This window comes from Streptomyces sp. NRRL F-6492, from assembly GCF_001280125.1.
Classification (GTDB): domain Bacteria; phylum Actinomycetota; class Actinomycetes; order Streptomycetales; family Streptomycetaceae; genus Streptomyces.
In genome coordinates, this window is the sequence record NZ_LGEG01000009.1 from 1 (window position 1) to 20832 (window position 20832).

Consider the following 20832-nt stretch of genomic DNA (forward strand, 5'->3'; position numbering starts at 1 on the left):
GTGGTTCAACGCCGAGAAGGGCTTCGGGTTCATCGCCCAGGACGGCGGCCCGGACGTCTTCGCCCACTACTCCAGCATCTCCGGCAACGGCTACCGCGAACTGGTCGAGGGCGAGAGCGTGACCTTCGACGTCGCGCAGGGCCAGAAGGGGCCCCAGGCCGAGAACATCGTCCGCGGCTGACGACCGCCGGCCGCGAAGGACCGGCGGGGCGCTCCACGGGGCGGTGACCGCCGATGCACGGAGGGCCGGCCGCCCCCGGTCCGGGGGCCGGGACGCCGCCCCGTCCCGCATGCGGGACGAAGCGGGAGGGGCCCGGTCTCGCCGGGCCCCTCCCGCGTTCCCCCGATCCCTCCCGCGTCCCGCCGGTCCCGGGATCCTTCCGGGACCGGCGTGCGGTGCTTCCGCGCGTGGGGCTACCGCCCGGCGCGCGGCCGGTCGGCGGCGAGCAGGCCGCCGGGGCTCCCGCGCGGGGCGACCGCCCTCAGCGGTGGCCGGCCTCGTGCTCGGCCATCCGCTGGAACTCGCCCAGGTCGTAGTTGGCCAGGGTCGCGTCGAGGTTCGTCAGGGCGCCCAAGTGCTCGACGAAACCCTTGGGTTCGTACTCGATCTGGAGCGTCACCCGGCTCTCCGTGTCGCTGAGCCGGTGGAAGGTGACCACCCCCGCGTGGTGGACCCCCTCCGTCGTCCGCCAGGCGATCCGCTCCTGCGGCACCACTTCGGTCAGTTCGGCCACGAAGGCCTTGTCGGCGCCCGGCAGGGACACCTGCCAGGCGAACGTCCCGGCGTCGATGCGGTCGACGCGCTTGACGTGGCTGAGGAAAGTGGGCCAGCGTTCGACGTCGGCCCAGAGGGACCAGCTCACGGCCACCGGTGCCTTGATGTCGAGCGCTTCCAGCAACGAGGACGCCACGGACCTCTCCTCCTCCTGTGTGAAACGACGGGTCTCTCCGTCCGTACCCCCGAAGACGCGTTTCACCGTCCCCGCTCCCGGCCCCGCCGGGGCGCCGGCCCGACGACGGATGTCGAGCTTCGGTGACGGCCGTGCGGTTGCGTCTATACGCGTATGGCGTTCTACTGGAAGGGAAATTCCACCCAAAAGTCCCGTTTTGTCGGGTTAAGTTTGTGGAAAGGGATGGTGACATGGCTTCCACCGAGCGGATCGTTCACGACACCACGTGGAACGACATCGACATCGAAGAGGCCCTGAACCCGTGCGAGCCGGGCGGCACGGCCCGTGACACCAGGGAGTGCGCGGCGCTCGCGCTCGCGGGCGGCCAGTACGGCCTCCTGCTGTCGCCGCCGACGCCCCGCCCCAAGAAGGGCTGATGGAGCGGTCAGAGGCGGCTGCCCGTGTGGCGGAAGCGGTCCATGACCTCGCCTCGGACGTGGTCTCCGCCCTCAAGGGCGGGGACCACTCCTCTGCCCGGGGCGGGCCGGCCGGCACCGAGGGCGACGGCCCGTGGCTCGCGGCCGTGCGCATGCTCGGACCGGACCTCCTGCTCCCCGCCCTCGTCCACGGCAGGCCGCCGCATCCGCAGGACGTCGCCGCGTGCCGACGGGCCGCCGACACCTTCCCGCCCCGCGCCGACTCCTCCCCGGTCACCGTCTGGAGCCACTGGGCCCTGACCCGGATGTCGGACCACTCCGACGCCCGGGACGCCGCCCCGCTGTCCGCCGCCTCCGGAGCGTCCGCGGCCCTCGCGGGGGACCACGGTCCCACGGGGGAGCACGGCCCCGACCGCGCCGACGGGTCCGCCGGGGCGCGGGCCGCGTGGCCGGCCACCGTCCCCTGGCAGCAGCTGACGCACCAGCTCGCGCTCCTCGCCCCGCTCGCCGTCCCCGGCGACACGGCGACGGCCGCGACCCACGGGCACACCGTGCTCGCGCGGTCCGCCGTCGCACGGGCCGCCCGGGAGCGACCCGTCGACCTCGCGCGCGGCTTCGTCCGGGCGGTGCGCCGACGGGACTGGCTCCAGGCCGCCGCCGCGGGCCGCTGGCTGGCGGTCGTCGACGACGTGCCGAAGACCCTGGGCCTGGACGCCGGCCTGGACTTCGTCCTGCTGATGGGCGGCTCCGACCCCCGGGTGGACCTGCACGTGCACGCCGCGCAGCACTTCCGCGCGATCCGGTCGGCACGCGCCGGGCGGGAGGACGGCACGGGGGTGCGGGCATGACGGCGGCGGTGCCGGACCGGGGTCTCGGCGCGCAGACGGCCGAACCGGTCGGCGCGGAGCCCCGGCCGCCCGTCGGCGACACCGCGTGGCCCCTCGTCGACGGCGTCTCGCGCCCCACCGCGGCCCCGCGGGTCGTGGAGGTGGCACGCACCGCCCTGGACTGGGTGTACGACCACCGCGCGTGCTTCGCGCTGCCCGAGGACGTGCTGGCGCCCGACGTGCTCGTCGACCGCACCTGGAAACCGCTCGGCGAGCTCGCCCAGCTCGGCGACGGCATCCGCCGCCACACCACCTCCGGCCCGGCCCGCCGACGCGCCGCCGAACTCCTGGAGTTCGCCTGGGAGCAGACGCGCGGGGGCTCCCTGTTCCTCGACCAGCTGCGTGCGGAACCGATGTCCACCTACCCGCTGGAGATCTACGCGGCCTTCCGGTCGGCGGGCTTCCGGCACCCCGCCTTCGAGGAACTGGCCCGCGCGCTGGCCCGTACCCGCAGCTGGGCGCACACGGAGCAGGACCCGACCCGCCGCCTGGGCATCCTCAACGCCGAGCACCGCACCGGCCTGCCCCTGCACGCCGCGCCGCTCACCGCCCTGCAGCGCACCTGGCTGGGCAGCCTGCCCGAGCCGTGGATGTTCGAACGCTCCTCCGGCTACGCCCTCACCCACGTCGTCTTCCACCTCACCGACTGGGGCAACGCGCCGCACCGCATGCCGCGCCGGCTCGCGCGCTACCTCCACCACTGGCTGCCCGCCTGGCTGGACTCGTGCCTGGAGGAGGAACTCTGGGACCTCGCGGGGGAGTTGCTGGCCGTGGCGGCCAGCCTCCCCACCCCCGTCCCGGCGCGGATCGTGGAGCCCGCGTGGACACGGCTCGCGGCCGCCCAGGACGCGGCGGGCGGACTGTGCGAGGTCGGCCCGAGCCGCCGCGACGGCGCCGCCGGGCCGGGCTTCTTCGACTGCTACCACTCGACGCTGGTGGCCGCCTACGCGGCGACCCTCACCGCCGCCCGTCTGTACGAGGTTCCCCCCGTGTCCCTCACCGCCACGGTCCTTCCGGGCCCCGAGACCGCGCCGCCGGGTGATGTCCCATGACCGCAGACCAGCCGCCCGCGCCCTCCGGCCCCTCCGCGCAGGACGGACCGGACGCCGTGGACGCCGCGCTCTTCCACCGCATCGGCCTGCGGGCCATGGAGTGGCTGTACGAGCACCGGGAGGGTTTCCGCCTGGAGCCGGACGCCGACCCCGAGACGGGCTTCCTCGACCGCTTCAAACCCGTCGGGGAGGTCGCCATGATCTGCAAGGTCCTCTTCCGCGAGGGCGTCGCGGGCTCCCACCAGGTCGACCTGGCCCGCCGGCTCCTGGACCACCTGTGGCGCGACGTCCTCGACGGCGGCCGGATGCTGGAGGAGGGCCAGCGCCGCGAGCCGATCTCCCCCGTCCCGTTCGACGTCTACCTGCCGTTCTGGGAGATGGGCTACCGCCAGCCGCACGTCGACCGCGCGGTCCGGCTCAACCAGCGCCTCGACAGCTGGTCGGCGATGGAGATGAGGCCGGTGCGGCGCCTGGGCCTGAGCGCCTTCGAGCAGCGCTTCGGACTGACCCCGCGCATCCCGGTGGAGGAGGCCGCGGCGCGCACCTGGCTGGCCCGCGCGCCGGAGCCGTGGACGGTCGAGGGATACGCCGCCTACGACGTCACCCACACCGTCTTCCACCTCACGGACTGGGGCGCGCGCCCCGCCGACCTGCCGCCCGCCACCGCCGACTACCTCGCCACCTGGCTCCCCGTGTGGCTGGACGACTGGCTGGACCTGCGACGCTGGGACCTGCTCGGCGAACTCCTCGTCGTCGACGCCTGCCTGGAGCGCCCCACGCTGGACGCCCGTGCCTGGCGCGGCTTCGCCGCCGCGCAGCAGCCCGACGGCGCCATGCCGGCCGTACGGGGCATGCCGGAGGAGAGCGACGAGGACGCGGTGTTCGACATGGTGTACCACCCCACCGTCGTCGCCGCCTTCGCCGCCACCCTGGCCACCTCCCGCGCCTTCTCCCGCCTGGTGGGCGCGCGGCCCTCCCCGGGAGCGACGACGTGAAGCCGTACACGGACGAACCGGACCCCGCGGACGGCGGGGGCGAGACGCCGGTGCGGGCCGCCGCCGACCCGCCCGGAGCGGGGACGACCGCGCCCCTGGCCGACCGGCTGGCCGCCGCCGTCGCGTCCGTCGACGCCCCCGACGTCGTCTTCGCCGCCTCCGTACGGGGCCGCAGGACGCTGCGTAGCGGCGGCGGGTCCGACGCGACGGCCACCGGCCGCCAGGAACTGCGCTACGAGATCGGCTCGGCGTCCAAGGCCTTCGCCGGCCTGCTCCTGGCCCGCCTCGCCGCCTCCGGACACGTGCCCCTCGGACAGCCGGCGAACACCGCGCTGTTCCCGGACCGGCCGCCCGGCCGCGATCCCGTCACCCTCCACCACCTGATCACGCACACCTCCGGCCTGCCCGGCCTGCCCCGCGACCTCTACGCACGGGCGCTGCCGCGCCGGAACACCAACCCCTACGCCGGATACGACGCCCGGCGCGTCGTCGAGGCGTTCGCCCGCGCCCGCCCCCGCCGCCCCGGCACCCGCTGGCGCTACTCGAACTTCGGCGTGGCCGTCCTGGGCCACGCCCTCGCGGCCCGTACCGCGACGCCGTGGGACGTCCTGCTGCACGAGCACGTCCTGGACCCGCTCGGCCTGTCCGGCACCGCCCTGCGGCCCGGCGCCGGGGGCGGGCGGGACGCGACCGGCCACGCCAAGGACGGCACCACGCCCCTGCCGCCCCTGGACATCGCGGGCTTCGCCGCGGCGGGGGCCGTGCGCGCCACCCCGCACGACCTGCTCGCCTTCCTGGAGGCCCACCTGGAGCCCGACGGGCCACTGGCGGACGCCCTGCGCGAGGTGCGCCGACCGGTACTGAGCCACGGCCGCGGGGAACGCCGCCAGACCCACACGCTGACCTGGTTCCAGCGGCCGACCCCGCACGGACCGGCCTTCTTCCACTGCGGGGCCACTCCCGGACAGCAGGCGTTCCTCGGTTTCCAGCCGGCCACGGGCTTCGCCCTGGCCGCGGTCGCCACCCGCCGGTACCGCCCCGCCGACCCCTTCTCCGCCGAGGCCCTCACCCTCCTGTGCGAGGGCCCGTAGCCACCACCGGTCCGTCACCCGCCGATGCCGCCCGGCGGGGCCTCCCCGGTGGTGTCCAGGAGGTTCCCGGCCCGTGTCAGATAGCCCGCCTGGAAGCGGCTCTCGGCGCCCAGCAGGTCGAAGAGGTCGGCGATGTACTTGCGGCAGGTGCGCAGGGAGACGCCGAGCCGGCGGGCGATCATCTCGTCCCGCAGGCCCTGGCTGAGCATGGTGAGGATGGCCAGTTTGATGTCCTCGCGGACCTCTCCGTCGGGCAGGGCCGGGCTGTAGGGGCTGCCCATCTGCCAGTTGCGGTCGAAGGCCGCGCACAGGAACGCCACGGTGGAGGGGTCGCGGATCACCGCGGCCCCTCCCTTCACCTGGGCGTGGGGCAGGAACACCACCTGGCGGTCGAAGGCGATCATCCGCCCGAACAGCTCGGTGAGCGTGCGCACGTGGGCACCGGCCGCCGTGGCGCGCTCCACGTACTCCTGGGTGGGCGCGTGGTGGCGCGCGGTGTGCTGGTAGAGCGTGCGCATCCGGATGCCGCGCTCGATCATCGCCAGGTCGCGGACGATCGACTGCTCCAGTTCGGCCGCCGGCCGGCCGCCGCCGGGCTGAGAGGTCATCACTTCGAGGCGGCAGCCGCTGCTGGCCTCCTCCAGGAGTTCGATGACCTCGCCGAGGGACTCCACCAGTTCCAGGGGCACCGTACGGACGCCGTCGCGGGCCCCTGAGGCGTACAGCGCGTTGAGCGAGTCGACGGTGTCCCAGAGGGTGAAGATCCCGGCCAGGCCCCGTCGGAAGCGGGACTCGGCGGCCGCCACCTCCGCACTGGCCGCCTGCGGGTCCATCGGTCTCCACGCGCCGGGCGGCCCGTCGGCCACGCCGCCGACGGGTCTGATCAGCGGTACGGCAGACAGCAGTTCCACCGCGCGCGCGACCCTCTCCGGGGAGAGCCCGAGACCGACGGCGGCGTCCGGGACCACCAGCGTGCCGTGGTCGACGGCCCACCCGTAGACCTGGATGTCCTCGGCCCGGAGGGTTTCCAGCCGGGCCATGATGTCCGCTTTTTGCGCGTTAGTCACTCTTGCCTGCCCTGCATCTTGGTGTAGGGCATCATGATGCGGCCTTCCGGACTGGACCACGAGCCCCCCGAATGAAGAAACTTGAGGAGTGACGGAACGGCCGTCGAGCCGGTTTCCGAAATTCACTCATCTCGTTGCGGGGGGCAACCATGAGCAGCATGCGGAAGAAGTTCACGATATTCGTCGCCGGAATCGCGGCGGTCCTCGCCGTCGGCCTGCCTCCGGCGGCGGCCGACCTGGCCAAGAGCGCGTCCGTGACCAGCGGTTCGACCGTGCCGCACTTGGACGACACCGGCTGGAGCTAATCGAATTCCCCTCCCCGGACCGGGGTTCGGCGAGTGCGCCGGTAAAAAGGAATTCACCAGGTCTCGCCCTGCTTCCGGGCCGAGATTTCACACACTCTTCATGGTCGCTTCGCACGCGTTCACACGGCGACACATGAAAGCAATCACGGCATGTCCATGCCGATCCCTTTCGTAGAGAATTCGGAGTACCGCAGGTGTCTGTGCTTGACGCATTCGCAGAGCACGTCGACGTGGCCGAGATACGCGCCCTGGTCAACGAGGTGCTCGGCACCGACGTGCCCGGCGACGGTTCCTTCATCGGCCACGGCGGCGACTCGTTCCACGCGGTCGTGATCGTGGCCCGGATCGAGGAGCGGTGGGGCGCCGAGGTCGACTTCCTCGACGTGCTCGACTCCACGCCCGACACGCTCGCCGCCGCCGTGAACACCGCGCGCGGCGCGCGGGCCCAGGACTAGGCGGAACGGACGTGAGCGGCACCGCCGCCGGAACCATGAACCGATCACTGTCCCACGGGCCGGGCACCCCCGTCCCCGACGACGCCACCGCCCACCGCGCGCTGCTCGACGTGGCCGCGCGCACCCCCGACGCCCCCGCGCTGCGGACCGGCGGCAGGACCGTCACCTACCGCCGGCTGGTCGCCTCGGCCGGTGCGGTACGGGCGGAGCTGCTGCGGCACGGCGTGCGCCCCGGCGACCGCGTGCCCGTACTCGCCCGGCCCGGCGGGGCCTTCGCGGTGGCCGCCCTCGGCGTGCTGCTCGCGGGCGCGGCCTACGCGGCCGTCGACCCCGACTGGCCCGCCGAGCGGCTGGCCGGCGTCCTCGACGACCTGGACGCCCGGCTCGTGCTCGACGCGGCGGGCACCGGCCGTCCGGACGCGGTGCCGGGCGAACTGCCCGTCGTACCGCTGCCGGCCGGCCCGGCCGAGGACGACGCCTCCACGGGCGGCCACGACCTCGCCGGAGCGGCGGCCGTCGGCGCCGACGGACTCGCCTGCGTCTTCTTCACCTCCGGCTCCACCGGCCGCCCCAAGGGCGTCGCCGTGCCGCACCGCGCCCTCGTGCGCACCTTCCTGCACGGCGGGTACGCCGACCTCGGCCCGGACACCGTCATGCCCATGGTGGCCGCGCCCTACTGGGACGGCGGCGCCCTGGAGGTCTTCGGCCCGCTGCTCAACGGCGGCTGCGCCGTCGAGGTGCCGCGGGGGCCCCTCGACCCGGCCGCGCTGCGCCGCCTCGTGCGCGAGCGGGGCGTGAACACCCTGTGGCTCACCAGCTCCCTGCTCAACCTGATCGTCGACGAGGACCCCGGCGCCTTCGCGGGCCTCCGCCACGTCATGACCGGCGGCGAACGCCTCTCGCCCGCCCACGTGGCACGCTTCCTGGCCGCGCACCCCGCCGTACGCCTCACCAACGGCTACGGCCCGGTCGAGTCGATGGTCTTCGTCTCCGCCCACCCCGTCACCCCCGCCGACCTGGACGGGGCGGACGGGATCCCGGTCGGCACCGCGATCCGCGACACCCTGCTCGCCGTGGTCGACCCCGACGGCGCCCCCGTCCCGTACGGGGAGACCGGCGAACTCCTCGTCGGCGGCGGCGGCCTCGCGCTCGGCTACCTGAACCGTCCCGAGGAGGACGCGCGCCGCTTCACCGCCCTGGACGTCCCGGGCCGCGGCCCCGTGCGCGTCTACCGCACGGGCGACCTCGTCCGGATGACCCCCGGCGGCCGCCTGTCGTACGTGGGACGCGCCGACCGCCAGTTCAAGGTACGGGGCTTCCGCGTCGAACCCGGCGAGGTCGAGCGCGTGCTCGGCCGGGTCGAGGGCGTCAAGGAGTGCTTCCTGATCCCGCGGCGCGACGCCGGGGGCACCGTCACCGGCACCGTGTGCGCCTACACCGCCGAACCCGGCCGCGCCCCCGCCCCCGAGGACCTCGCGCGCGCGGCGCGCGGACTGCTCGCCGGCTATCTGCGGCCCGACCGGTTCGTCCTGCTCGACGCGCTGCCGCTCGGCCCGACCGGCAAGGCCGACCTGCGGGCCGTCGAAACGCTCGTACGCCCCCGGCCGACGCCCGGCGCGCAAGCCCCGCCCGCGGCGGACGGCTCCCCGGCCCTGCGCGCGGTGCGCGGGATCCTCGACGCGCCCGCGCTCGCCGAGGACGAGGACCTGCTCGCCCGGGGCGCCCACTCCCTGCAGGTGCTGCGGATCGCGGCCCGGCTGTCCGGCCTCCTCGACGTCGAACTCTCGGCGCTCGACGTCTACCGGCACGCCACCGTCCGCGCCCTGGAGGAACTCGCCGCACACCGCCCCCGCCGGGACACCGGGGAGACGGGAGCCGCCGAAGGGACTGGAACCACCGGCGAGTCGGCGGTCACCGGGGAACGAGAAGCACCCGGAGACCGGCTCTCTCCCGGCGAAAGGCGGTTCTGGATCGCCGAGAGGCTGGCGCCCGGCGCGCCCGGCCACGTGGCGACGAGCCGCGTCGAGGTCACCGGACCGGTCGACGCGGACCGGCTCGAAGCCGCCCTGACGGCCGCCCTGGCGGCCCATCCCGCACTGCGCACCACGTTCCCCCCGGACCGGGGACGCCCCCGGCGCGCCGTGTCCCCGGCCCCCGCGCCCGTCCCGCTCGTCCGCGCGTCGGCGGCCGGGACCACCGAGGACGCCCTGACCGCCGACCTCGCCTCCGCCGTCCACGACCTGGCCCACGGCCCGCTGCTCGCGGCCGGGCTGCTCTCGCACTCCGCCGACCGGCACACCCTGCTGATCGCCGTCCACCACGCCGTCTACGACGCCCACTCCGAACAGGTGCTGCTCGCCGACCTCGCCACCGCCTGGTCGGGCACCGCGCCCGCGCCCGCCCCGGCGCCCCCGGCGGCCGGCCGCGCCACCGGGTCCGAACGGGACTTCTGGCGCACCGAGCTGGCCGGCCTGGAACCACTGGCCCTGCCCGTTCCGGCCCCCGCCATGCGGACCCTGTGGACCACCCCGGTCACCGGCCGCGCGGTCCCCCTGCCCGCCGGGACCGCCTCCCGGCTCCACGCGGCGGCCGCCCGCCACCGCACACCCGCCCTGACCCTGCTGCTCGCCGCCTGGTGGCGGGCCCTGTCCACCTGGACCGGACAGCTCGACCTCGCCGTGGGCACCGTCGTCGCCGACCGCGCCCCGGCGCACGACCGGACCGTCGGCTACCTGGCCAACGGCGTTCCCGTACGCGTCGCGGCGCAGCCCGGCACCGGCGGCGCGGAACTCGTGGACCTGGTCGGCGAACGGCTGCTGCGGGCCCTCGCGCACGCCGCGCTGCCCACCGACGAGATCGCCGCCCTGGCCCCGCGCCCCACCGGCGGACGGATGCCGCTGTACCAGACGGTGCTCGCGCTCCAACGGGTCAACGCCCCGGTGCGCCTGGGCGAGACCGTGCTGCGCCCCCGGCCGGCGCCGCCGCTCGGCCCGCAGGCCGAGCTCGTCTGCGAGCTGTGGGAGGACGGCGAGGAGCTGACCGGCGCCCTCCACACGCCCGAGGGTCTGCTGCCGCCCGCCGTCCACGCCCTGCTGACCGACCTGTTCGCCTCCGAGCTGGACCTGCTGCTCACCAAGGACCTGACATGACCGACACGTTCGTCGACGGAACCGCCGTCGCCGGAGCGGCCGACCCGTTCCCGCTCACGTACACCCAGGAACGGATGTGGGTCGAGGAGCAGTTGCGGCCCGGCGGCAGCGCCTACCACATGCCGGTGGTCTCCCGGGTCTCCGGCCCCCTCGACCTCGCCGCCCTCCAGCGCGCCGTGGACGCCGTCGTCGCCCGGCACTCCGCCCTGCGCACCGTCTTCACGGACGTGGACGGCACCCCCGTACAGCGGGTGCTGCCGACCGCCGGGGTCCGCGTGGCCCTCCTGGACCTGCGCACCGGGACCGACGCCGACGCGGCCGCGCGGGCCGCCGTCCTGGAGGAGGCCCACCGCCCCTTCGACCTGGCGGCAGGACCCCTGCTGCGCGTCCTCGCCGTGCGCACCGCCGCCGCCGCGCACCTGCTGGTGGTGACGGCCCATCACCTCGTCTTCGACGGAACGTCGTTCGGACTGCTCTTCGCCGAGCTGTCGGAACTGTACGGCCGGGTGACCGGCGAACCCCCCTCTCCCGCAGGCCAGTTCGACGACGCCGTACGCGCCGAGCGGGAGCGGCTGACGGACGAGGCGGTGGACGGCCTGCTCGACTGGTGGGGCGACTACCTCGACGGGGCGCCGCGCACCCTCGACCTGCCCACCGACCGGCCCCGCACGGAGGGCGGCCGCCGCGCCGGAGCCCAGCGGCGCCGACTGCTCTCCCCGGAGCTGAGCGCCTCGGTGCGCGACCTCGGCCGCACCCACCGGGCCACCCTGTTCATGACCGCGCTCGCCGCCTTCGGCGTGGTCCTCGCGCGGCAGACCGGCCGCCACGACCTGCTGGTCGGCACCCCGGTCTCCAGCCGCCGCGCCGGAGAACACCGGACGCTCGGCTGCTTCCTCAACTCCCTTCCCGTACGCCTGGACCTGACCGGCGGGCCGTCGTTCGCCACGCTCGTCGAGCGGGTCAAACGCAGCGCCCTGGAGGCCTTCGCGCACCAGCGGGCGCCGCTGCACCGCCTCGCGTCCGACCGGACGCCCGGCGGCGACGGCGGGCGCGGCGGACCGGTGCGGGTCTTCTTCAACGCGCTGCCGCCCGCGACCCCCCTCGACCTGGCGTGCTGCACGGTGGAACAGCTGCCGTTCCCGGAGATCGACGGCAAGTTCGACCTGACGCTGTACGTCTCCACCGAGGGCGGGCGGGTGGCCCTGGAGGCGGTGTACGACTCCGGTCTCTTCCTGCCCGAGCGCGTCGCCGACCTCCTGGAGCAGCTGGAGCTGGTGCTCGCGCAGGCCGCCGCCGACCCGGGCCGCCCGGTCGCCGACCTCGCCCTGGCCACCGGACGCGCCACCGCGCTCGTCCCCGGCCCGGACGCCGAACTGCCCGCCGGCTACCCGGGGTCCGTCCTGGAACGTCTGGACGAGCACGCCCGGCTGCACCCGGGACGGACCGCCCTCGAAGGCGCCGGACGCACCTGGACGTACGGCGAACTCGCCGGGGCCGTCGCCCGCACGGCGGCCCGGCTGCGCGCCGTGGGCGCGGGCCCCGGCGACGTGGTGGCCGTGCACGCGGAGCGGAGCCCCCGGACCGTGGTGGCACTGCTCGCGGCGCTGCGGGCCGGGGCGGCGTTCACGATCCTGGACGCCTCCCACCCGCGGGCCGAACTGGAGCCGCGCGCGGCCGAGGCGAAGCCCGCCGCGTGGATCGAGGCCGCCCCCGGCCGGACCGTCGCACCGTTCGCCTCCGTCCCGGTCGTCACGCTCGACACGGACGACACGGACGAAGAACCGTCCGACCCGTACGGCACGGACCGGGAACCGCCCGCCGCGGGCGACCCCGCCTACGTCGCGTTCACCTCCGGCACCACCGGCCGCCCGCGCCGGATCCTGGGCACGCACGGCCCGCTGGCGCACTTCCTCGCCTGGTACACCGAGGAGTTCCGCGTCACCGCCGAGGACCGCTTCTCGGTGCTCTCGGGCCTGGGCCACGACCCGTTCCTGCGGGACGTGCTCGCCCCGCTGTGGGCCGGGGCCACCGCGGTCTTCCCCGGCGCCGACCCCCGCGACACCGAGGCGCTCGCCGCCTCCCTGCGCCGGGACGCGATCACCGTCACGCACCTGACCCCGGCACTGGCCTCCGCCCTCGCCGCCTCCGGCCCGGAGGGCTGGCCCCGGCTGCGGCTCGCGGGCTTCGGCGGCGACACCCTGACGTACCGCACGGTCCGCGCCTGGGCCGCCCTCGCGCCGGACGCCGACCTGCTCAACCTCTACGGGGCGACCGAGACGCCGCAGGCCGTGTCGGTGCACGTGGTCCGGCGCGGCGGCGAGAGCGCGCCCGAGGGCGAGGGCCCGGTGCCGCTGGGCCGCGGCATCGACCAGGTGCAGCTGCTCGTGGCGGCCGGGGACCGGCCCGCCGCACTCGGCGAGGTCGGCGAACTCGTCGTCCGCACCCCCCACCTCGCGCGGTACGCCGACGTGGTGGACGGCTCCGGATTCGGCACCCTGGACTTCGCCGCCGGCCCCGTCTACCGCACCGGCGACCTGGCCCGGCTCCGCCCGGACGGCCTCTTCGACCACCTCGGGCGCGCCGACCACCAGGTGAAGGTGCGCGGCTTCCGCGTCGAGCCGGCCGAGATCGAGGCGGCCCTCACCGGGCTCGACGGCGTGCGCCAGGCCGTCGTCCTGGCCGAGCCCGACCCGGACGGCGGCCACCGCCTGGTCGGCCACCTCGCGACCGGCGGCGCGCGGCCCGACCTCGCCGCGCTGCGCACGGCGCTGGCGGCGCGGCTGCCGGAGTACAAGGTGCCGTTCGCGTTCGTGGTGCTCGACGCGCTGCCCCTGACGCCCCACGGCAAGCCGGACCGGACCGCTCTGCGCGCCCTCGGGGCCGACCGCCGGGAGAGCGCCGTCGGCGGGTACGTCGCCCCCGAAGGGCCCCTGGAGGAGCGGCTCGCCGGGATCTGGCGCGAGGTGCTCGGCGTGGAGCGGGTCGGCGCGCGCGACGACGTCTTCGCCCTGGGCGCGCACTCCCTGCTGCTGAGCCGGGTGCTCGTACGGGTGCGCCGGGCGCTGGACGTGGAGCTGACGCTGCGGGACCTGTTCCGGCACCCGACGGTCGCCGCGCTCGCCGCGCTGATCGAGGGCGCCGGCGCCACCGCGCGGTCCGAGCCCGAGCCGGGCGTGCCGCGCGGCCCCCTGGACGCGCCGGCGCCGCTGTCGTGGACGCAGGAGCGGCTCTGGCTGGAGGAGCAGCTGCGGCCCGGCGACGCCGCGTACAACATGCCGATGGTGCTGCGGCTGCGCGGCCCCCTGGACCCGGGCGCGCTCCAGGCCGCGGTGGACGCCGTGGTGCGCCGCCACGCGGTGCTGCGCACGCGCTTCGCCCTGGAGGACGGCGCGCCGGTCCAGCGGGTGGACGCGGACGCGCGGGTGGCGGTGCGCGAGCGGGACCTGCGCGACGCGCCGGACCCGGCCGCCGACGCGCTGGCGCGGGCGATGGCCGAGACCAAGGAGCCGTTCGACCTGTCGGCCGGCCCGCTGCTGCGCGTCCTGCTGCTGCGGTCGGGCGACGAGGAACACCTCCTCGTCCTGACGGCACATCACATCGCCTTCGACGGATGGTCGTTCGCCGTCCTGCTCGACGACCTGTCGGCCGCCTACCGCACGGCCGCCGGGGGCGGCGTCCCGGACCCGGGCGCCGGGCTGCAGTTCGCCGACGTGGCCCGCTGGCAGCGCGAAACGCTCGACGGGCGGCCGCTGGAGGACCTGGTCGGCCGGTGGACGGAGCGGCTGGCCGGGTTCCCGGCCGTCCTCGAACTGCCCGCCGACCGGCCCCGCCCCGCCGTCCAGGCGCACCGGGGCGCCCGCCACCGCCTGGCCCTGGGCACGGAACTCTCCGCCCGGCTTCGGGAGTTGTCCCGCGAGCGCGACAGCACCCTGTTCATGACGCTGCTGTCCGCCTTCGGCGTGGTGCTCTCCCGCCACACCGGCCAGGAACGGCTGCTCGTGGGCACCCCGGTCGCCAACCGGGAGCGCGCCGAGTTCGAGGACGTCGTCGGCTGCTTCCTCAACACCGTGCCGCTCGGCCTCGACCTGCGCGGCGAACCGGGCTTCGGGGACCTCGTCGGCCGGGTCACCGACCACGCCCTCGCGGCGTTCGAGCACCAGGGCGTGCCGTTCGGCAGGCTCGTGACCGAGCTGGCCCCCGAACGCGACCTGTCGCGGAGCCCGCTGGTCCAGGTGCTGTTCGCCCTGCAGAACGTCCGCCTCGGCACCTTCGAGGCACCGGGGGTGACCGGCGAGCTGGTGGAGGTCTCCGAGGCCAACAGCCAGTTCGACCTGAACCTGCGGATGCTGGACGACGGCGAAGAGATCCTGGGCTGGCTGGACTACGACACCGACCTGTTCGACGCGGAGACGGTCGAGCGGCTGGCCGGGCACCTGGTCAACTGCCTGACGGCCGTGGCGGCCGACCCGGACGCGCCCGTGACCAGGGTGGACCTGCTCGGCGCGGACGAGCGCCGGCGGGTGGTGGAGGAGTGGAACGCCACCGACACCGACCGGGACCCGGAGCGCACCCTGACCTCCCTCCTGGAGGAGCGGGCCCCGCGCACCCCCGGGCGGACCGCCGTGCGCTGCGGCGACGAGCGGCTGACCTACGCCGAACTGCACCGCCGCGCCAACCGGCTCGCCTGGCACCTGCGCGACCTGGGCGTCGGCCCGGACGTGGTGGTCGGCGTGCACCTGGAGCGCTCGGCCGCCCTGATGGTGGCCCTGCTCGCGGTGCTCAAGGCGGGCGGCGCCTATCTGCCGCTCGACCCCGGCTACCCCGCCGAACGGCTGGGGTTCATGCTGGCCGACGCCCGGGTGCCGGTGCTGCTCACCGGCCCCGGCACGGACGCCGCCTCCCTCGCGGGCGAGGGCGTCGAGGTCCTGGTCGTGGACGGGGATCCGGCGGCCGGACGGCCGGACCACGCGCCCGAACCGATCGCCGGCCCCGACCACCTCGCGTACGTCATCTACACCTCGGGCTCCACCGGCCGCCCCAAGGGCGTGCAGGTGCCGCACCGGGGGATCGTCAACCGGCTGCTCTGGATGCAGGACGCCTACCGGCTCGACGCCTCCGACACGGTGCTGCAGAAGACGCCGATCAGCTTCGACGTGTCCGTGTGGGAGCTGTTCTGGCCGCTGCTCGCCGGAGCCCGGCAGGTGCTCGCCCGGCCCGGCGGCCACCGCGACCCCGAGTACCTGGCCCGCCTGATCCAGGACGAACGGGTCACGGTCTGCCACTTCGTACCGCCGATGCTGGACACCTTCCTGTCGGCCGCGCCGGCCGGGCGGTGCGCCTCGCTGCGGCTCGTGGTGTGCAGCGGCGAGGCCCTGCCCGCCGAACTGGCCCGGCGCCTGCACCGCACCCTGCCGGACACCGCCCTGGAGAACCTGTACGGGCCCACCGAGGCCTCCGTGGACGTCACCCGCTGGTCCAGCCGCCCCGGCGACGACCGGTCGAGCGTGCCGATCGGCAGGCCCATCGCCAACACCCGGGTGTACGTCCTGGACCGGCTCATGGCCCCGGCGCCGATCGGCGTCCCGGGCGAACTCTTCCTGGGCGGGGTGCAGTTGGCCCGCGCCTACGGCGACAGGCCCGGCCTGACCGCCGACCGGTTCGTGCCCGACCCGTTCGGCGCGCCCGGCGCCCGGCTGTACCGCACCGGAGACCTGGCCCGCTGGCGCCCGGACGGCACCGTCGAGTACCTGGGCCGCATCGACCACCAGGTCAAGGTGCGCGGCTTCCGCATCGAACTCGGCGAGATCGAGGCCGCGTTGAGGGAGCTGCCGGGCGTCGGACAGGCCGTGGTGACCGTCCGCGAGGACTCCCCGGGCGACCGCAGGATCGTCGCCCACCTCACCCCGGAGACCACCGGCGCCGCACCGGACACCACCGGCGCCGTGCCGGACCGTACCGCGCTGCGCGCGGGCCTGGCCCGGCTGCTGCCCGAGCACATGGTGCCGAGCGCGTTCGTCGTCCTGGACCGGCTGCCGCTGAGCCCCAACGGCAAGGTCGACCGCAAGGCGCTCCCCGCGCCCGAACGGCCCGCCGGAACCGGCCGGGTCGCCCCGCGCGACGACACCGAGCGCACGCTCGCCGAGCTGTGGCAGCGGGTGCTGCGGCTCGACCGGGTCGGCGCCACCGACAACTTCTTCGAGATCGGCGGCGACTCCATGCACGCCGTCCGGGTCGTCGGCCTCGCCCGAGAGCGGGGCCTCGACATCCCGCTGACCGAACTGTTCGCCCACCAGACGGTCGAGGCGATCGCCGCGTGGCTGACCGCGCGCACCGGGCAGGCCGCCGAACGGCCCGCCGAGCGGCGGCAGGTCGCCGCCTTCGGCCTGCTCTCCCCGGCGGACCTGGCCAAGCTGCGCGCCAAGTGACCCCTTCTCCCGACCGTCCTTGAGAGGACCGCAATGAGCCACGGCGACATCGTCGACGCCTACCCCCTGACCCGTCTGCAGTCCGGCATGCTCTACCACAGCCTGCTGGACGGCAAGACGCCCACCTACCACGACATCTCCACCATCCGGATCGCCGGCCGCTTCGACGAGGACGCGCTGCGCGAGGTGTTCGCCGGGATCGTGGACCACTCCGACGTGCTGCGCAGCGGCTTCGACATCAGCAACTTCAGCGCCCCCGTGCAGCTGGTGTACGACTCGGTGCCCACCCCGCTGACCGTCGAGGACCTGCGTGGTCTGGACGACGCGGAGCAGACGGAGCGCACCACCCGCTGGACGGCCCGGGAGAAGGCCACCGCCTTCGACCTCGCGCTCGCCCCGCTGCTCAGGCTGCACGTCCACGTGTTCGCCGACGACGACTTCCAGCTCAACCTGAGCTTCCACCACGCGATCCTGGACGGCTGGAGCCTCTCCCTGATCACCTCCCGGCTCCTGACCGGGTACGACGCCCGGCTCGCCGGCCGCACCGAGGAGGCCGTCGCACCGGTCACCCGCTTCCGCGACTACCTCGCCCTGGAGCAGGAGGCGCTGGACAGCGACGCCTCCCGCGACTTCTGGGCCCGCACCCTGGCCGGCGCCGAGTTCACCGGCCTGCCGCGGCTCGCGGAGGAGGGCCTGGAGCCCCGGCGCACCGCCCGGGTGTACGAGGTGCCGCTGCCCCCGGACCTGACGGCGGGACTGCGCGCGGCCGCCGCCCACGCCAAGGTGCCGGTCAAGTCCGTGATGTTCGCGGCCCACGCCCGGGTCCTGTCCCTGCTGTCCGGCGCCACCCGCGTGGTCACCGGCCGCGTCAGCAACGGCCGCCCGGAGACCGCCGACGGCGACCAGGTGGTCGGCCTGTTCCTCAACACGCTGCCGCTGGTCGCGGACGTGGCCGGAGCCAGCTGGACCGACCTCGCCCGGCAGATCCACCGCCAGGAGAGCGACGCCCTCGCGCACCGCCGCTACCCGATGGCGCAGCTCCTCCAGGACCTCCAGCGGCCCGAACTGTTCGAGACGGTCGTCGACCACCGCAGCTTCCGCAGCTACGACATGGCCCTCGACCACACCGCGGTGACCGGCGGCGCGTTCTTCGAGCAGACCAACTTCCCCTTCACGGCCAACTTCGGCACCGACCCGGCCACCGGCGAGGTCAACCTGCGCGTCAACTACGACGCCGCGCAGTTCTCGGCCGCCCGGATCACCGAGATCGGCGGCTACTACACGGCCGCCCTCGCCGCCCTGGTCGCCGACCCCGACGCCCCGGCCCAGGCGGCTCAGCTCCTCGACGCCGGGCAGCTGGAGCGCCTGGCCGCCGAGTGGGAGGCGACGGCCGTGGAGCGCGAGCCGGGGCGGACCCTGCCCGACCTCCTCGCCCGCCGGGCCGAGCGCACCCCGGACGCGGTGGCCCTGCGCAGCGGCGACGACGTGCTGACCTTCGCCGAGCTGCGGGCCCGCTCCAACCGCCTCGCCCACCGCCTCCGCGAGCTCGGCGTCGGCCCCGACACCCTGGTCGGCGTCCACCTGGCCCGCTCGACGGAGCTGGTCGTCGGCCTCCTCGCGGTCCTCAAGGCGGGCGGCGCGTACGTGCCCCTCGACCCGGGCTACCCGGCCGACCGCCTGGAGTACATGCTGGCGGACGCCCGCGTCTCGGTGCTCCTGACCGACCCCGACCCGGCCGGGACGCTCGACCCGGCGGGCGCCCACGTGCTCACCGTCGACGCGTCGACCGCGAGCGGCCACCCCGACGAGGACCCGCCGGTCGAGGTGACCCCCGACCACCTCGCGTACGTCATCTACACCTCGGGCTCCACCGGCCGCCCCAAGGGCGTCCAGATCCCGCACGGCGCGCTGCTGAACCTGCTGCTGTCCTTCGCACGCGACCTGGAGATCGGGGAGACGGACCGGCTGCTCGCCGTCACCTCCCTCTCCTTCGACATCGCGGGCCTTGAGGTGTACCTGCCGCTGATCACCGGCGCCGAACTGGTGCTCGCGCCGGACATCGCCGTCGACGGCCCCCGGCTGCGCGCCTTCCTGGAGGACAGCGGCGCCACCCTCGTGCAGGCCACCCCCTCCAGCTGGCGGCTCCTGGTGGAGGCGGGCCTCGGCGCCGATCCCGGTCTGCGGGTCGTCTCCGGCGGCGAGGCGCTCCCCGACGACCTGGCGGCCGACCTGACCGCGCGCTTCCCCGTGGTGTGGAACGCCTACGGCCCCACCGAGACCACCATCTGGTCCTGCCTCCAGCGCGTGCTGCCCGGGGCGCCCGTCACCCTCGGCCGGCCGATCGCCAACACGCGGGTGTACGTCCTCGACGCCTCCTTCGCCCTGGTCCCCGACGGCGTCGCGGGCGACCTCCACATCGCCGGCGACGGCCTGGCCCGCGGCTACCTCGGCCGCGCGGACCTGACCGCCGACCGCTTCCTGCCGGACCCCTTCGCGGCCGCGCCCGGCGCCCGCATGTACCGCACCGGCGACGTGGCGCGCCGGCTGCCCTCCGGGGAGCTGGAGTTCCTGGGCCGCTCCGACCACCAGGTCAAGGTCCGCGGCTTCCGCATCGAGCTGGGCGAGATCGAGTCGGTCCTCGCCCGGCAGCCCGGCGTCGGCCGGGCCGTGGTGGTGGCCCGCGAGGACCGGCCCGGCGTCAAGCGCCTGGCCGCCTACCTGACCCCGGAGGGCGGGGCCCCGGCCTCGGCCGACCTGCGCGCGGCGGTCGCCGCCGCGCTGCCCGAGTACATGGTGCCGTCCGCGTTCGTGGTCCTCGACGCCTTCCCGCTCACCCCCAACGGCAAGGTCGACCGCAACCAGCTGCCCGCACCCGGCCGCGAGGAGACCGGCGCGGGCGCGTTCGTGGAGCCCCGCACCCCGACGGAGGAGGCGCTCGCGGAGGTCTTCCGCGACGTGCTCGGCCTCGAACGGGTCGGCGTCACCGACGCGTTCATGGACCTGGGCGGCGACTCCATCTCCGCCCTGCGCGTGATCATGCGCCTGCCGGACCTCACCGACGTCGAGGTGCCGGTGGCGACCCTGATCGAGGGCGGCACCGTGGAGAAGCTCGCCCGGATCGTCGACGGCGAGCAGGAGGCGCGGGCGAGCGTGGTGGTGCCGCTGCGCGCAGACGGCGACCGCCCGCCGATCTTCTTCGTGCACCCGCTGGGCGGCAGCGTCTTCAGCTACTCCGAACTGGTCGAGGTGCTCCACCCGGACCAGCCGTTCCACGCGGTCCAGGCCCCCGAGTACGCGGGCCCGGACGTGCCGCGGCCCGAGAGCGTCGAGGAGATCGCCGCCCTCTACCTCTCCGAGGTCAGGGCGATCCAGCCCGAGGGCCCGTACCACCTGGGCGGCTGGTGCATGGGCGGCATGGTCTCGTACGAGATGGCCCGCCAGCTCCAGGCCGCCGGCGAGGAGGTCGGGATGCTCACCATCGTCAGCGCCAGCATCGACGACCCCGTACCGCCGCGGTACGTGACCTCCGAGGCGGCCGCGATCCTCGGCGCCTTCGGCCACAAGCTGCCGACCACCGAGGCGGAGCTGGAGGCCCTCGACGAGGAGAGCCGTCTGCGGCACGTCATCCGGCTCACCCGGGGCACCGACGACGAGCGGGCCGACGCGGCCACGGTCGAGGACCTGCGCCGCCTGGTGAGCCTGTACCAGCGGCACGCCCGGGCGCTGATCACCTACCGGGACACCCCGCGCGAGCCGTTCCACGGGGACGCGCTCCTCATCCGGGCCGAGACCGAGCTGTTCACCGGCTGGGACTTCGGCTGGAAGGACCGCGTCGACGGCACCCTGCTCATCGACGAGTCGCCCGGCAACCACTTCTCGATGCTGGAGCGGCCCAACGTCCCGAAGGTCGCCGCCCGCATCGAGGCCGCCGCCGCGGGCCGCCCGAGCGGCGTCCCCGCCCAGTAGCCCGCACGCCCCTCGTACGCCCCCCGTCCCCTCGTACACCCGTCCTTCCCACCCCACCCGCATCCCCACGCCCCGGCGCGGGCCGGCCGCGCGGCACGCGGCCGGCCGGCCCC

At 75.4% G+C, this 20832-nt stretch carries 13 protein-coding genes; 11 read left to right on the forward strand and 2 right to left on the reverse strand.

Annotation, left to right across the window (positions count from 1 at the left end):
* A partial coding sequence (locus ADL08_RS02615) for a cold-shock protein (RefSeq protein ID WP_063885213.1) occupies positions 1-181 on the forward strand: 181 nt, incomplete at its 5' end.
* A 301-nt stretch (positions 182-482) separates the two neighbouring features.
* Here ADL08_RS02615 and ADL08_RS02620 read toward each other — a convergent pair.
* Complete coding sequence (locus ADL08_RS02620; RefSeq protein WP_053640378.1) at positions 483-911, reverse strand: SRPBCC family protein; 429 nt, start codon at positions 909-911, stop codon at positions 483-485.
* Between the two features lie 230 nt (positions 912-1141).
* Here ADL08_RS02620 and ADL08_RS02625 point away from each other — a divergent pair, with 230 nt between their 5' ends.
* From ADL08_RS02625 to ADL08_RS02645, 5 genes are all read left to right on the forward strand, one after another.
* The gene (locus tag ADL08_RS02625) at positions 1142-1327 is read left to right on the forward strand and encodes a hypothetical protein (protein WP_030207610.1); all 186 of its coding nucleotides are present in this window, start codon (positions 1142-1144) and stop codon (positions 1325-1327) included.
* Positions 1327-2175: a hypothetical protein gene (locus ADL08_RS02630; protein WP_053640379.1), complete on the forward strand. Its 849-nt coding sequence runs from the start codon at positions 1327-1329 to the stop codon at positions 2173-2175. The genes ADL08_RS02625 and ADL08_RS02630 overlap by 1 nt, the downstream gene beginning before the upstream one ends.
* Entirely contained in the window at positions 2172-3266 is a 1095-nt protein-coding gene (locus tag ADL08_RS02635) for a DUF6895 family protein (RefSeq protein ID WP_063885215.1), read from the forward strand. Before ADL08_RS02630 ends, ADL08_RS02635 begins: the two co-directional genes overlap by 4 nt.
* A 95-nt stretch (positions 3267-3361) precedes the next feature.
* On the forward strand, positions 3362-4261 hold the full coding sequence (locus ADL08_RS02640) for a DUF6895 family protein (RefSeq protein ID WP_053640386.1): 900 nt from the start codon (positions 3362-3364) through the stop codon (positions 4259-4261).
* Positions 4258-5352, forward strand: a complete 1095-nt coding sequence (locus ADL08_RS02645) for a serine hydrolase domain-containing protein (RefSeq protein ID WP_420709547.1) — start codon at positions 4258-4260, stop codon at positions 5350-5352. Before ADL08_RS02640 ends, ADL08_RS02645 begins: the two co-directional genes overlap by 4 nt.
* A 14-nt stretch (positions 5353-5366) precedes the next feature.
* Here the strand turns inward: ADL08_RS02645 and ADL08_RS02650 are convergent, their stop codons facing one another.
* Entirely contained in the window at positions 5367-6392 is a 1026-nt protein-coding gene (locus ADL08_RS02650; protein ID WP_053640380.1) for a helix-turn-helix transcriptional regulator, read from the reverse strand.
* Between the two features lie 176 nt (positions 6393-6568).
* Here ADL08_RS02650 and ADL08_RS37015 point away from each other — a divergent pair, with 176 nt between their 5' ends.
* From ADL08_RS37015 to ADL08_RS02670, 5 genes are all read left to right on the forward strand, one after another.
* Positions 6569-6724, forward strand: coding sequence for a hypothetical protein (locus tag ADL08_RS37015; RefSeq protein WP_159042969.1), 156 nt, complete (start codon positions 6569-6571; stop codon positions 6722-6724).
* A 230-nt stretch (positions 6725-6954) separates the two neighbouring features.
* Positions 6955-7179 carry an acyl carrier protein gene (locus ADL08_RS02655; RefSeq protein WP_053640381.1) on the forward strand — a complete coding sequence of 75 codons (225 nt, stop codon included), beginning with the start codon at positions 6955-6957 and terminating at the stop codon, positions 7177-7179.
* A gap of 11 nt (positions 7180-7190) precedes the next feature.
* Entirely contained in the window at positions 7191-10328 is a 3138-nt protein-coding gene (locus ADL08_RS02660; protein WP_053640382.1) for a non-ribosomal peptide synthetase, read from the forward strand.
* On the forward strand, positions 10325-16753 hold the full coding sequence (locus ADL08_RS02665; protein WP_053640383.1) for a non-ribosomal peptide synthetase: 6429 nt from the start codon (positions 10325-10327) through the stop codon (positions 16751-16753). Before ADL08_RS02660 ends, ADL08_RS02665 begins: the two co-directional genes overlap by 4 nt.
* Before the next feature lie 33 nt (positions 16754-16786).
* On the forward strand, positions 16787-20719 hold the full coding sequence (locus ADL08_RS02670) for a non-ribosomal peptide synthetase (protein ID WP_053640384.1): 3933 nt from the start codon (positions 16787-16789) through the stop codon (positions 20717-20719).
* Positions 20720-20832 lie beyond the last annotated feature (113 nt).

Bases quoted from the DNA above. Each gene is read 5' to 3' on its own strand.
- ADL08_RS02625 (WP_030207610.1), top strand. From the start codon at position 1,142: ATGGCTTCCACCGAGCGGATCGTTCACGACACCACGTGGAACGACATC.
- ADL08_RS02635 (WP_063885215.1), top strand. From the start codon at position 2,172: ATGACGGCGGCGGTGCCGGACCGGGGTCTCGGCGCGCAGACGGCCGAA.
- ADL08_RS02630 (WP_053640379.1), top strand. From the start codon at position 1,327: ATGGAGCGGTCAGAGGCGGCTGCCCGTGTGGCGGAAGCGGTCCATGAC.
- ADL08_RS37015 (WP_159042969.1), top strand. From the start codon at position 6,569: ATGAGCAGCATGCGGAAGAAGTTCACGATATTCGTCGCCGGAATCGCG.
- ADL08_RS02665 (WP_053640383.1), top strand. From the start codon at position 10,325: ATGACCGACACGTTCGTCGACGGAACCGCCGTCGCCGGAGCGGCCGAC.
- ADL08_RS02640 (WP_053640386.1), top strand. From the start codon at position 3,362: ATGGAGTGGCTGTACGAGCACCGGGAGGGTTTCCGCCTGGAGCCGGAC.
- ADL08_RS02650 (WP_053640380.1), bottom strand. From the start codon at position 6,392: ATGGCCCGGCTGGAAACCCTCCGGGCCGAGGACATCCAGGTCTACGGG.
- ADL08_RS02670 (WP_053640384.1), top strand. From the start codon at position 16,787: ATGAGCCACGGCGACATCGTCGACGCCTACCCCCTGACCCGTCTGCAG.